Source organism: Cedecea sp. AS113 (assembly GCF_037152415.1).
Taxonomy (GTDB): domain Bacteria; phylum Pseudomonadota; class Gammaproteobacteria; order Enterobacterales; family Enterobacteriaceae; genus Cedecea.
On record NZ_JBBCMI010000007.1, the window covers coordinates 182,474 to 195,883 of the forward strand.

Sequence of the window (13,410 nt, forward strand, 5' to 3'; positions counted from 1 at the left end):
GCTGATTTAGAATTTGATCCAGCTCACATGTCGACACAAAATTCCCCCTCAATTTTTACCGTTTCTCGCCTGAATCAGACGGTGCGTTTGCTGCTTGAGCAGGAAATGGGGCAGGTCTGGATCAGCGGTGAAATCTCTAACTTAAGCCAGCCTTCATCGGGCCACTGGTACTTCACGCTAAAGGACGATACCGCCCAGGTGCGCTGCGCGATGTTCCGCAACAGCAACCGCCGCGTGACCTTCCGCCCGCAGCACGGCCAGCAGGTGTTAGTGCGCGCTAACATCACGCTTTACGAACCGCGCGGCGACTACCAGATCATTGTCGAAAGCATGCAGCCCGCCGGTGAAGGGCTGTTGCAGCAGCAGTACGAGCAGTTGAAACAGAAGCTGAGCGCCGAAGGGCTTTTCGACCCGTTGCACAAGCAGCCCCTGCCCGCTCCGGCTCGCCAGGTCGGCGTGATTACCTCTAAAACTGGTGCGGCCCTGCATGACGTGCTGCATGTATTACAGCGCCGCGATCCGTCGCTGCCGGCAATCATCTACCCGACCGCCGTTCAGGGCGCAGACGCCCCGCTGCAGATTGTGCGCGCCATTGAGTTAGCCAACCTGCGTAACGAATGTGACGTGCTGATTGTCGGGCGCGGCGGCGGCTCGCTGGAAGACCTGTGGAGCTTTAACGATGAGCGGGTTGCGCGGGCAATTTTCGCAAGCAAGATCCCCGTTGTTAGTGCCGTAGGGCATGAAACTGACGTCACGATCGCCGATTTTGTCGCTGATCTACGTGCGCCGACGCCGTCCGCCGCAGCAGAAATCGTCAGCCGTAATCAGACGGAGTTACTGCGCCAAATCCAGTCCCAGCAGCAGCGTATGGAAATGGCGATGGACTATTACCTCGCCCAGCGCTCACGGCGGTTTACCCAGCTACACCACCGCCTGCAGCAGCAGCATCCTCAGCTACGTTTAGCCCGCCAGCAAACCACGCTTGAGCGCCTGCGCCAGCGTCTGACCGTGGCAATGGACGGCAAAATGCGCCGGGCGAGTCAGCAGCAGCTGCGCCTTAGCCAGCGCCTGAACCAGCAGCAGCCTCAGCCCCGCATTCACCGCGCCCAGTCTCGCTTACAGCAGCTGGAATACCGCCTGTCGCAGTTAGTAAGCGCTCAGCTTAGCCAGACGAAACAACGCTTTGGCACCGCGCTCGCCCAGCTGGAAGCCGTCAGCCCGCTGGCGACGCTCGCGCGCGGCTACAGCGTGACCACCGCCGAAGACGGCAAAGTGCTGAAGAAAACCAAACAGGTGAAGTCTGGGGACACGCTAACCACGCGTCTGGATGATGGCTGGGTCGAGAGTCAGGTCACGGGCATTAAACCGGTGAAAGCACCGCGGAAGCGCAAGCCCGCGGCGAAAAATGAATAGGCCACTCAGAGCGCGGCGGGAATAAATTCCACGCGCTTTTTAGAAATCAGCCCGTGGCCGTTCTGGCAGAAATAATCCACCGCGCCACACGCTTTCAACACCTGCAGCGGCTTATGGCAGTCCGGGCAAAGCGCTTCGAGGCGGAAGTCCTTCCCGCAGGCATCGCAGTGTGCCCCATCGTCCGTTTGTTTCAGTTCGCTTTTACACGCCGGGCAATTCAGTTCCATGTGGTATCTCCATATAGTAAAACGGGAGCTTAATGCTCCCGTCCGAATTACTTACTTTTCTTGATGTGCTTGATGAGACGCTTACGCTTACGCATCTGGTTCGGCGTCAGGGTGTTACGTTTCCCGGCAAACGGGTTTTCCCCTTCCTTGAACTGAATGCGGATTGGCGTCCCCATCACGTCCAGCGATTTGCGGAAGTAGTTCATCAGATAACGCTTGTAGGAGTCCGGCAGGTCTTTTACCTGGTTACCGTGAATCACCACGATTGGCGGGTTATAGCCACCGGCGTGCGCGTATTTCAGCTTAACGCGACGGCCACGCACCAGCGGTGGCTGATGGTCTTCTGCAGCCATGTTCATGATGCGGGTCAGCAGCGCGGTGCTTACGCGACGCGTGGAGCTGTCGTAGGCTTCACGCACGGATTCGAACAGGTTACCTACGCCGCTGCCGTGCAAAGCGGAGATGAAGTGCACACGGGCGAAGTCGATAAAGCCCAGACGGTAGTCCAGCGTCTCTTTTACCTGCTCGCGAACTTCGTTGCTCAGGCCATCCCACTTGTTGACCACGATAACCAGTGAGCGCCCACTATTCAGGATGAAGCCCAGCAGCGAGAGATCCTGATCGGAAATGCCTTCGCGGGCATCGATAACCAGCAGCACAACGTTCGCATCTTCGATCGCTTGCAGAGTTTTGATTACCGAGAATTTTTCTACCGTGTCAGTAATTTTCCCGCGCTTACGCACGCCCGCAGTATCAATCAGCACGAATTCACGCTCGTCACGCTCCATCGGGATATAGATGCTGTCGCGGGTGGTGCCCGGCATGTCATAAACGACAACGCGTTCTTCGCCGAGGATACGGTTAGTTAGCGTAGACTTACCTACGTTAGGACGGCCAACGATAGCGAGCTTGATAGGCAGATCCTGAGGATTGAAGGCTTCTTCCTCCTCTTCTTCCTCAAACTCTTCGTCATCGGACACAATGCCGTTTTTGGCGTTAAACGCGGCCCAGTAGGCTTCGTCCTCGTCCATCTCTGCCGGCTGTTCGCGCGGGTCGATATCGTCCATCCACGGCACCAGAACGTGTTCCAGCAGGCTGGTCACACCGCGGCCATGGGAAGCCGCAATCGGGTGGATTTCGCCGAGGCCCAGAGAGTAGAAGTCAATCACCGCCTGGTCCGGGTCAAGACCGTCGGTCTTGTTCGCTACCAGGAAAGTTGGCTTCTGGCGGGAGCGCAGGTGCTGAGCGATGGCTTCATCGGCAGGCATCAGGCCCGCACGTGCATCCACCATGAACAGCACAACATCCGCCTCTTCAATCGCCAGCAGCGACTGCTCGGCCATGCGCGTTTCCACACCGTCTTCCGTGCCATCGATACCGCCGGTATCAATACAGATAAACTCGCGGCCTTCGACTTCCGCACGACCGTACTTGCGATCGCGAGTCAGCCCCGGAAAATCCGCAACCAGCGCATCGCGGGTACGCGTTAAGCGGTTAAACAGGGTCGATTTACCGACGTTAGGGCGCCCAACAAGCGCGACCACAGGTACCATTATAAAAGCCTCATTACTCAAAATTTATTAATAAAACAGCGTCAATTTTCGGCTGTTTTTAAAAAGCCAAAACGGCTCCCGAACTACGGGAACCGTTTCAAACGTGACGATTATCCGACAAGTTTAGCGTTTGATGGCGTACAGCGTGCCGTCTTTTGCCTGGATAAGCAGTTTGTCGCTGGCAACCACTGGCGTCGTCTGGAAGCCGGAGCTGTCCACTTTCTGCTGGGCAACAAAGCGCCCATCATCGTTGTTGATCCAGTGCATGTAGCCTTCGCTGTCGCCAACGACCAGGTAGCCATTGTACAGCACTGGCGCGGTCAGGTTGCGGTGCAGCAGATCGCTTTGCGTCCACAGCGTTACGCCGCCGTCTACGTTCAGCGCAACAACGCGGTCATTCTGATCCACCAGGTAAATGCGGTTCCCGTCCACGATGAAGTCGTTCACCGAGCCCATCTCACGTTTCCACATGATCTGGCCGGAACGCAGATCCAGCGCCGTCAGGTTGCCGTTGTAAGCCAGAGCATAAACCACGCCATTCACGATAACCGGCGTAGTATCCACGTCGCTCAGGCGGTCAATTTCTGTCGCGCCAGTCGCCTGGGAGATACGCTGCTGCCAGATAAGCTGGCCCTGCTGCATCAGCACGGCGCTTACGCGGCCGTTATCTCCGCCGACAATAGCGGCACCAAAGGCGGTGGCCGGAGCCGATTCACCGCGCAGGGACAGCGCAGGCATATCGAGGTTAACGCTCCATTTTACCGCGCCGTCAGCTTCGTTCAGCGCCTGCAGCATACCGTTGCTGGTATGAATCAGCACCACGCCGTCGCTCACAACCGGGCGAGACAGCGCTTCGCCAGCCACTTTTGCCTGCCAGGCGATGCTGCCGTCGGAGGTGTTCAGGGCGAAGACTTTCGCTTTTTCGGTGCCAACATAAACGTGGCCGCCGTCAACGGTCAGGCCGCCGGACAGCAGAGCAGGAATATTGCTGGAGAAGAAGCCGGTTTTCTCAGAGAGATCGACCTTCCACTCTTCTTTGCCGTCATCCGCATTCAGCGCTTTCACGGTACCGCGACGGTCAGCAGCATAAATGGTGCTGCCCTGCCACGCCGGATGCAGGTTAGAGTAGAAATCACCGATTCCATCACCCACGGACGTGCTCCACGCTTTTGCCGGAGTGAACTGATTTTCCACCGTTGGCAGCGGGGACATTTTAACCACATCTTCTTCGCCGCTGAACAGGGAGCAGCCGCTGAGCAGCGTCAAGGAGAGCAGCCCAGGCACAAATAGTTTACGCAATTGCATCGGGTCCCTCTTAGCTGGACAAATTATTGATTTTCATCTGCATCATTTCACGCAGGGCCGGAGAAGCATTGGTCTGTGAACCTTTGCTCCACGCATCACGAGCGCCCTGCTTATCCCCTTTACTGAGCAGCGCTTCGCCGCGCAGGTCGGCAACCATCGCTACCCAGCCTTCGCCTTTTACGCTATTCAGGGTTTTCAGCGCGGCATCAGCCTGTTTCTGCTGAATCTGAATGCGAGCCAGACGCAGATTGATCAGCGCCTGCATGTTCGCATCTTTGGTGCTGCTAAGGCCGTTTTGCAGCTGCGTTGCCGCTTTATCCAGCTCGTTTTTATCCACGAACTGCTGCGCCAGCTCTAACGCCGCCAGCGCGCCGTAGGTGTTTTTGTTATCAGCGGCAAATTTCTCGACCGCTTCCAGCGTTTGCGGCTGGTCTGCTTTCACCGCGCTGGTCACATTCTGGTAAGCCAGGGAGGCTTCACGCATGGAGTCGTCCTGGTGACCGTTCCAGTAACGCCAGCCCACCAGAGCGCCGATACCCAGCACAACCCCGACTACCAGCGCTTTGCCGTTTTCCGCAAAGAAGCGTTTAACCGCTTCCATCTGATCGTTTTCGTTCTCGTAAACTTCCACGCAGTCCTTCTCCTTAACGAATAATCACCGGGTAATTAACCCAGTAACGCCTGCAGATGGGCGGCAGCGTCGGCTTGCGCGACGTTTTGTTGCTCACCTGTGCGTAAATTCTTAACCACGACTTCGCCTTTAGCGACTTCATCTTCGCCCAGCACCAGTGCAACGCGAGCGCCCCACTTGTCGGCACGAACGAACTGCTTCTTGAAGTTACCGCCGCCGTAGTTAGTCATCAATTTCAGGGCCGGCACCTGGTCACGTAGCTTTTCAGCCAGCAGCATTGCCGCGCCCTGCGTTCCCTGACCTGAAGATATCAGGTACATATCGACAACGGATTCTGCTTTAAATTCAGGATTAATCGCCTGAACCAGTAAAACAAGGCGTTCGAGGCCCATGGCAAAGCCAACCGCTGGCGCCGCGCGCCCGCCAAGCTGCTCCACCAGACCATCGTAGCGGCCACCGGCACACACGGTACCCTGAGAGCCCAGGCTATTGGTCACCCACTCAAACACGGTGCGGTTGTAGTAATCCAGGCCGCGAACCAGGCGCTGGTTAACGGTGTAAGCAATGCCTGCCGCATCCAGGAACTGGCACAGACCGGCGAAATGCTCGCGGGACTGTTCATCCAGGTAATCGCCCAACTGAGGCGCGTCGTTCAGCAGAGCCTGAACGTCCTGATTTTTGGAGTCCAGCACGCGCAGCGGGTTGCTGTACATGCGGCGTTTGCAGTCTTCGTCCAGCTTCTCTTTATGCTGTTCCAGGAAAGCAACCAGCGCATCACGGTAGTTAGCGCGCGCTTCCAGAGAACCGATGGAGTTCAGCTCCAGGCTGACGTGCTGGTCAATACCCAGCGCGCGCCACCAGCGAGCGGTCAGCATGATAAGCTCGGCGTCGATATCCGGACCGTTCAGGCCAAACACTTCCACACCCAGCTGATTAAACTGGCGGTAACGCCCTTTCTGAGGCCGTTCGTGGCGGAACATCGGCCCGATGTACCACAAACGCTGTTCCTGATTGTACAGAAGACCATGTTCGATACCGGCACGCACGCAGCCCGCGGTGCCCTCAGGACGCAGGGTCAGGCTGTCGCCGTTGCGATCCTCAAAGGTATACATCTCTTTTTCAACCACGTCGGTGACTTCACCGATAGCGCGTTTGAATAACGGGGTCTGCTCTACAATCGGCAAACGGATTTCGCTGTAACCGTAGCTCGCGAGCACCTGCTTAAGAATGCCTTCAATACGCTGCCAGATGGCGGTTTCGCCCGGCAGGTAATCGTTCATGCCGCGAATGGCTTGAATATTTTTTGCCACGTTTGTTCTCTGCTTTATATACAAAAAATGAACCCGAAATCAGGCCACTTACTCAGGTAAACGGCCGTGCGGGCTCAATCATACACGGGAAGCCCTGTGCTTCCCATGCTTCGCATTATTTTTCCAGCTGTTGGATATCAATACGCTGTTTTTCATCCAGCATGCTGGCTTTGGCACGAATACGCGCTTCAAGCTGCGCAATCATGTCGTCGTTGTCCATACGATCTCGCTGGCGGACGCCATCTTCGTAGAAACCACTTTTTTTATTGCCGCCGGTCACCCCAAGCGTGGAAACCAGCGCTTCACCCGGGCCATTCACCACGCAGCCGATAATGGAAACGTCCATCGGGGTGATAATGTCTTCCAGGCGCTGCTCCAGGGCGTTTACCGTCCCGATAACGTCAAACTCCTGACGTGAGCAAGTTGGACAGGCGATAAAGTTGATCCCACGGGAGCGAATGCGCAGCGACTTAAGGATGTCGAAGCCCACTTTGATCTCTTCCACCGGATCTGCCGCCAGGGAAATGCGCAGCGTGTCACCGATCCCTTCAGAGAGCAGCAGACCGAGGCCGATAGCGGATTTGACAGAACCCGCTCGCGCGCCGCCCGCTTCGGTGATCCCGAGGTGCAGCGGCTGATCGATCTGTTTTGCCAGCAGGCGATAAGACTCAACGGCCAGGAATACGTCTGACGCTTTTACGCTCACCTTAAACTGATCGAAGTTGAGACGATCCAGATGATCGACGTGGCGCATGGCGGATTCGAGCAGCGCCTGAGGCGTCGGCTCGCCGTATTTTTCCTGCAGATCTTTTTCCAGAGAACCGGCATTCACGCCGATACGGATAGGAATGTTTTTATCGCGTGCGCAGTCAACCACCGAGCGAATACGCTCTTCGTTGCCGATGTTGCCGGGGTTAATACGCAGGCAATCAACGCCGTACTCTGCGACTTTAAGCGCAATACGGTAATCGAAGTGAATATCGGCGACCAGCGGGACGCTGACCTGCTGCTTGATAAGCTTAAACGCCTCTGCGGCGTCCATTGTCGGCACGGATACACGAACGATGTCGGCACCCACGCGTTCTAATGCTTTGATTTGATTAACCGTGGCTTCCACATCGGTGGTGCGCGTATTGGTCATCGACTGAACGGCGATAGGGGCACCATCGCCGATTGGCACATTACCGACGTAGATCCGCTTGGATTTGCGACGTTGGATGGGTGCGGCATTATGCATGGTAAATCTCCACAATTACGCGTCTGAACTGGCGCTGATTATTCAGCACCGACAGTGAGACGTGCAACCTGGTTAGTTCTGATAAAGCGACTCAGGTCCACAGGTTTGCCCTGATATTGAACCTGTACTGCTGACGGTGCGCCAATTTTCAGTTTATAAGGCGCTTTACCCGCTAAATCGAGCTTCGCATCTTTGCGCTGCAGGCCGCTAAACAGCTTTTTGCCGCTGGCGTCAGTCACTTCCAGCCAGCAGTCAGCGGTGAAGTGCATAGACAGCCCCTGAGAGGCATCCGCAGTCTGATTCACGCCAGCCTGATCGGTTGGCAGTTGGCCTGCGGTTGGGGCTGGCGTTGTCTGGGCGTTATCAACAGGTGCCTGGCTTGGCGCCACAACGGCAGATTGCTGAGCCGCATTTGCAGTAGCGTTTTGCTGAGCTGGCGCAGAAGAAGAAGCGGTGTTCTCCACTGGCGTAGGCAGTTCAACAGGTTGCGCAGGTGTTGATGTAGTAGATGTTGCATCGGCAGGCGTATCACTGCCGGTGTTCAGCGGCACAGACTGGCCGCCGCTGGTTGAAAGTTCGGTGGAAGATTGATCGGCCATGGTCGACAGCTCTTCCTGCTGCGCTTTGTGATTTTGCCACCACCATGCGCCGGTCAGGCCAATCACCACGAACAGAATCAGCCAGGTAAAGCTCATCAGCCAGCCGTCGCGCTTTTTACGACGCTTACCAAGAGAGAAGCTTTGCATCGGCTCAACTTTGGCTGCCTTAATCGGTGCCTGTTTCGCCATCATCGGCAACAGCTCTTCTTCAGGAATACGAACCAGTCGCGCATAAGAGCGGATATAGCCACGCAGGAAAGTAGACGCCAGCTCGGCAGGCGCCTTGTCGTCTTCGATATCCCTGACGGTGGAAACTTTCAGGCACAGGCGTTCGGCCACAGCCTGCTGGCTGAGCCCCATTTGCTCACGTGCATTACGTAAACGCTGGCCTGTGGTTTGTGCTGCATTTGATTCGTTAGTGGCTTCAGTATTCATTAGCTACAACTGCTGGTACTGTTCAAATTAAAGAATTTGGCACAAGTCCTGTACCGCAGCGTCTCCGCTACGTCAGATTGACTCGCACCGCGAAACAAATCTGATACCTGAAGGCTAGCCCTCAGTAAAAATTCCCGATTCCCGCCATGCTGTTAGCGCTAGCTGGCATTTTTACGGGCTACCGGACTCGCCGGTTAGTTAACCATAGTCAGCCTTTGGCTGGCTGTCCGTTAACTTTACGAAATGGGCACAACTAAACTGTTGTTGCGACGCTACATACTGCCTTAAAGCCGCCAGAAACGCACCGTAATTATTATGCTGAATGATGTATTAGGCCACGTTATTGACTGTTCATGCACTTTTGCCCGTTTTTTATACCGCGCCAGGCACCCTCGCCCAGCGCGGCAAATCGCCATCTACAATCAAACAGCTTTTACGGCAATAGGTTCGCCCTGCATACGTTTACGCATAGTGCGTTTGGTACGGTCGATCACTTCCCCCGCCAACTGACCACATGCCGCGTCGATATCGTCGCCGCGTGTCTTGCGAACAATGGTGGTGAAACCATAGCTCATCAGCACTTTAGAGAAACGATCGATACGGCTGTTGGAGCTGCGGCCGTATGGTGCGCCCGGGAACGGGTTCCATGGAATCAGGTTGATTTTGCATGGCGTATCTTTCAGGCATTCAGCCAACTGATGCGCATGTTCGGTACCATCATTGACGTGATCCAGCAGAACGTATTCCACCGTGACGCGGCCCTGGTTGGCGTTGGATTTCTCCAGGTAACGACGAACGGCCGCCAGGAAGGTTTCGATGTTGTACTTCTTGTTGATCGGCATGATTTCATCGCGAATATCATCGGTCGGTGCGTGCAGCGAAATTGCCAGCGCGACATCAATCATATCCCCGAGCTTATCCAGTGCGGGTACCACACCAGAGGTAGAAAGCGTGACGCGGCGTTTGGACAGACCAAAGCCAAAGTCGTCGAGCATAATTTCCATTGCCGGAACAACGTTGTTCAGGTTCAGCAGCGGTTCGCCCATGCCCATCATCACCACGTTGGTGATAGGACGCACGCCGGTTTTCTTCTGCGCACCGATAATCTTCGCCGCGCGCCAGACCTGACCAATAATTTCAGACACGCGCAGGTTACGGTTAAAGCCCTGCTGCGCGGTTGAGCAGAATTTACATTCCAGCGCACAGCCAACCTGAGAAGAAACACACAGCGTGGCGCGGTCTTCCTCCGGGATATACACCGTTTCCACCAGTTGGTCGGCAATTTTGATTGCCCACTTGATGGTACCGTCGGCAGAACGTTGCTCTTCAGCAACTTCAGGTGCACGAATCTCGGCGATCTCTTTCAGCTTATTGCGCAGGACCTTGTTGATGTCCGTCATTTCGTCGAAATCATCACTGCAGTAGTGATACATCCACTTCATGACCTGATCTGCACGGAAAGGTTTTTCACCCAGCTCGGCGAAAAACTCGCGCAGCTGCTGGCGGTTGAGATCGAGCAGGTTAATTTTTTCGGCTTTATTGGAAACAACAACAGGTGTTGCTTCAGGCGTGTTCATTTCAGACATAATGTTTTCCGGCCTCGTTGTTACACGTTATGGCCCCTGGAGGGTTAGAAAAAGAAACGCCCCGGTGAGCAGGCTCTTCCGGGGGCGTTGCATTGTACAAATTCTATGGCATAGATGCCACGACTGAAAGCGAACAACTAAGATATTAAGTGTAAATTCGCTTACAGATTTAGAAATATCAACGTGTGCGTGGGCACACTTCGCCTTCGCCGAAGAAGTAGGCGATTTCACGGGCTGCGGATTCTACGGAGTCAGAACCGTGGGTGCCGTTTTCGGTGAAGCTGTCTGCGTAGTCTGCACGCAGAGTACCAGCCAGTGCGTTAGCCGGGTTAGTTGCGCCCAGCAGGTCACGGTGACGCTGCACTGCGTTTTCGCTTTCCAGCACGGAAACAACGATTGGGCCAGAAGTCATGAACTCCACCAGACCGTCGAAGAACGGCTTACCGTCGTGCTCGGCGTAGAAACCACGAGCCTGCTCAACGGTCAGGTGCAGCATTTTTGCGCCAACGATTTTAAACCCTGCAGATTCAAAACGAGCATAAATGTTACCAATAACGTTTTTTGCCACCGCGTTTGGTTTGATGATGGAAAAAGTACGTTCAATAGCCATGATTACCTCTGTAGATGTTCTGTGTGTCCGGGGAAACCCGGTTATGAAATTGGCGCAGATTATAAAGAGCAAGTTTGTCGTTGCCTATGGATGGAGATAACATTTTTTTAAAATAAGATTAGTTTTGGCAACACTATTGCTGCGGCGGGTGAAATTTCACGTTTTGCCGTCACTGCAGGGTAAAGGTCGCGCTGGCAACCTGCCCGGACTCATCCATCACCACGACCTGATAGTCGCCCGGTTTATTGAGCATTAAGGCCAGCCCGTCGCCTTTGCTCTCTTCGCTTTCTCCGTTAATGAACCACCACCGCTGGCCCTGCCCGCCCTGGCTGGAAAGCCGTAGCGGGAGCTGCATCTGCCCCGGTAAGCGTTTCAAAATAGTGCCGTCACGCACGCCGAGCAGCAGCAGCGGCGTGGCACTCTCTTTCTGTAGCGGTGGGCAACTGGCTGAAACTGCTGGCAAACGAGCAGCACGGCGTTCAGTCGGGGGTAGCCAGGGTTCAAGGGGCAATGGCCAGAGAGCAACTGCCTGTTGAATAGCCCCAGGGCAATCGGCTGCCACTCGCTTACCCTGCGCATCCACCCAAATAAGCTGGCGCGTTCCCTGAGCGCCTTCTTGCCCCGGTGCCAGCAGCGTGGGAGGCTGAGCATCGTCCAGAAGCCATGTTGCCAGCCGTCGACGACAGTTCACATCCCCGGCTGGCAATGCCTGGCCGCCAGGCCAGCAGACCTCTGCGGCAGTAACGGAAGTGGGCCGGAGATCGGTCGGTAAATGGAGCTGCTGCACTCGCGAATTAGCCTGCAGCAAATTATTCACCTGATTAAGCAGCGGTACCGCACTCCCTAACCCAAACTGCCCCGCCACCGGCGTGCTATCAGGCCTGCCGGTCCAGATGCCAATCAGATAGCGCGAATTAATGCCTATGGCCCAGGCATCACGATACCCGTAACTGGTCCCGGTTTTCCACGCCAGAGGGACGACGGGAGGTAAAGAAGCATCCGGCTGAGGCTGGGCCTCCCTGGCAAGAATACGGCGAATCACCCACGCAGCTCCCGGCGACATCAGAGGGCGCTCTCGCAGGGCATCACTTTCCAAAACCCGCAACTGAGCGGCCTTGCCATGACGGGCAAACGCGCCGTAGGCTGCCACTATCTGGTCCAGCCTGGCGCCACCGCCCCCTAGAATAAGCGACAGGTTGGGCTCACTGCCCTGAGGAAAGCGAAGATTAAGCCCCACGTTGCCCATCTGCCCGGCAAAACGCTTCGGCCCGTAGGCCTCAAGCACCTGAACAGCAGGTAAATTCAGCGAACGCACCAGGGCATCGCTCATGCTTACCGGCCCGTGAAAACCGGTGTCGAAGTTCCCAGGACGATAATCGCCGAACCGACGCGGAACGTCCTGCAACAACGACGCCGGATGAATCAGCCCGTCATCCATTGCCATGCCGTAAACAAAAGGCTTTAACACGGACCCCGGCGAGCGAATCGCGGTGATCATATCGACATGCCCAAATCGGCTGTCATCGTTAATATCCGCCGATCCCACCCACGCGCGAACCTGCATTGTAGTGTGATCAACCACCAGCATGGCCAGCGAGGAGCGAGGCGGCAGGCGTGATTTCCAGTCTAGCGCCAGCTCTTCCAGCTGGCGTTGTAAAGGAGCATTTATCGTGGTCGCAATCAACGTTGACTTGCTTTTCGATACCAGTGCCCGCGACAGCAGCGGAGCCAGCTGCGGCATCTGTCGTGGTGCCAGCCAAACAGGCTCCTGCAAAGCCTCATCAACCTGCTTTTGCGACCAGACGCCCTGTTCCGCCATACGGCGTAAAACCTTATCCCGCGCCTGTTGCGCTCGTTCAGGCCAGCGATCGGGTCGCAGGCGGCTGGGAGCCTGAGGCAGCACGGCAAGCAAGGCCGCTTCTGAATAACTTAGCTGCTCAGGCGCTTTTCCAAGATACGCCCAGCTTGCCGCGCCTATCCCCTGTAGTGTGCCGCCAAAGGGGGCGCGATTAAGGTAGAGCGTCAGGATCTCCGTTTTGGAAAGATGCCACTCGAGCTGAAAAGCCCGCCAGACTTGACGTATTTTGCCGCCGAGTGTACGAGGATGGGGATCCAATAAGCGGGCAACCTGCATTGTCAGCGTACTGCCACCAGAGATCACTTCCCCATTGCGCAGATCCTGCCAGGCCGCGCGCAAGATAGAGAACGGATTGATGCCAGGATGATCCCAAAACCAGCGATCCTCATAGCCGATTAGCGCTTGCAGATAGCGGGGAGAAACTTGATTCAGCGCGACGGGATAACGCCAGATCCCTTCGGCATCAGCAAAACGCCAAAGCGGCGTGCCGTCTGCCGCCACCACCACCCGGGCCGGATTGACCTCTTGCAGCGGCAACGGCCAAAGCTTATCCCCCAGCCAGATAAAAGTGGCAACCAGCAGCGGGACTATCAGCCAGAGATAGCCCCGCCGCCAGCGTAGCCTTGATCCGTTAAGCACCGACGTT

At 56.0% G+C, this 13,410-nt stretch carries 11 protein-coding genes; 1 reads left to right on the plus strand and 10 read right to left on the minus strand.

Annotated features, from left to right (window positions below; genetic code table 11):
* Nucleotides 1-27: 27 nt before the first annotated feature.
* Nucleotides 28-1,413: an exodeoxyribonuclease VII large subunit gene (gene xseA, locus WFN87_RS10880; protein ID WP_336981954.1), complete on the plus strand. Its 1,386-nt coding sequence runs from the start codon at nucleotides 28-30 to the stop codon at nucleotides 1,411-1,413.
* Nucleotides 1,414-1,418: 5 nt separating this feature from the next.
* On the opposite strand, the gene WFN87_RS10885 is transcribed toward xseA, so the two are convergent.
* The 10 genes from WFN87_RS10885 to pbpC form a co-directional block, all read right to left on the minus strand.
* Nucleotides 1,419-1,640: a zinc ribbon domain-containing protein gene (locus WFN87_RS10885; protein WP_008459403.1), complete on the minus strand. Its 222-nt coding sequence runs from the start codon at nucleotides 1,638-1,640 to the stop codon at nucleotides 1,419-1,421.
* A 47-nt stretch (nucleotides 1,641-1,687) separates the two neighbouring features.
* Nucleotides 1,688-3,193 (minus strand): ribosome biogenesis GTPase Der, encoded by a 1,506-nt coding sequence (gene der, locus WFN87_RS10890; RefSeq protein WP_008459404.1) that lies wholly within the window; start codon nucleotides 3,191-3,193, stop codon nucleotides 1,688-1,690.
* 123 nt (nucleotides 3,194-3,316) lie between these two features.
* Nucleotides 3,317-4,498, minus strand: a complete 1,182-nt coding sequence (gene bamB, locus WFN87_RS10895) for an outer membrane protein assembly factor BamB (RefSeq protein WP_166871687.1) — start codon at nucleotides 4,496-4,498, stop codon at nucleotides 3,317-3,319.
* Nucleotides 4,499-4,508: 10 nt separating this feature from the next.
* Nucleotides 4,509-5,129, minus strand: a complete 621-nt coding sequence (locus tag WFN87_RS10900; RefSeq protein ID WP_336981951.1) for a YfgM family protein — start codon at nucleotides 5,127-5,129, stop codon at nucleotides 4,509-4,511.
* Between the two features lie 35 nt (nucleotides 5,130-5,164).
* Complete coding sequence (gene hisS, locus WFN87_RS10905) at nucleotides 5,165-6,439, minus strand: histidine--tRNA ligase (RefSeq protein WP_336981949.1); 1,275 nt, start codon at nucleotides 6,437-6,439, stop codon at nucleotides 5,165-5,167.
* A gap of 115 nt (nucleotides 6,440-6,554) precedes the next feature.
* A complete protein-coding gene (gene ispG / locus WFN87_RS10910; protein ID WP_008459408.1) occupies nucleotides 6,555-7,676 on the minus strand; it encodes a flavodoxin-dependent (E)-4-hydroxy-3-methylbut-2-enyl-diphosphate synthase in 1,122 nt (373 codons plus the stop codon).
* 38 nt (nucleotides 7,677-7,714) lie between these two features.
* On the minus strand, nucleotides 7,715-8,710 hold the full coding sequence (gene rodZ, locus WFN87_RS10915) for a cytoskeleton protein RodZ (RefSeq protein ID WP_166990476.1): 996 nt from the start codon (nucleotides 8,708-8,710) through the stop codon (nucleotides 7,715-7,717).
* Between the two features lie 422 nt (nucleotides 8,711-9,132).
* On the minus strand, nucleotides 9,133-10,296 hold the full coding sequence (locus WFN87_RS10920; RefSeq protein ID WP_008459410.1) for a bifunctional tRNA (adenosine(37)-C2)-methyltransferase TrmG/ribosomal RNA large subunit methyltransferase RlmN: 1,164 nt from the start codon (nucleotides 10,294-10,296) through the stop codon (nucleotides 9,133-9,135).
* A gap of 178 nt (nucleotides 10,297-10,474) precedes the next feature.
* Nucleotides 10,475-10,906, minus strand: a complete 432-nt coding sequence (ndk, locus tag WFN87_RS10925) for a nucleoside-diphosphate kinase (RefSeq protein ID WP_039296136.1) — start codon at nucleotides 10,904-10,906, stop codon at nucleotides 10,475-10,477.
* A gap of 169 nt (nucleotides 10,907-11,075) precedes the next feature.
* Complete coding sequence (gene pbpC / locus WFN87_RS10930) at nucleotides 11,076-13,403, minus strand: peptidoglycan glycosyltransferase PbpC (RefSeq protein WP_336981946.1); 2,328 nt, start codon at nucleotides 13,401-13,403, stop codon at nucleotides 11,076-11,078.
* Nucleotides 13,404-13,410: the final 7 nt, after the last annotated feature.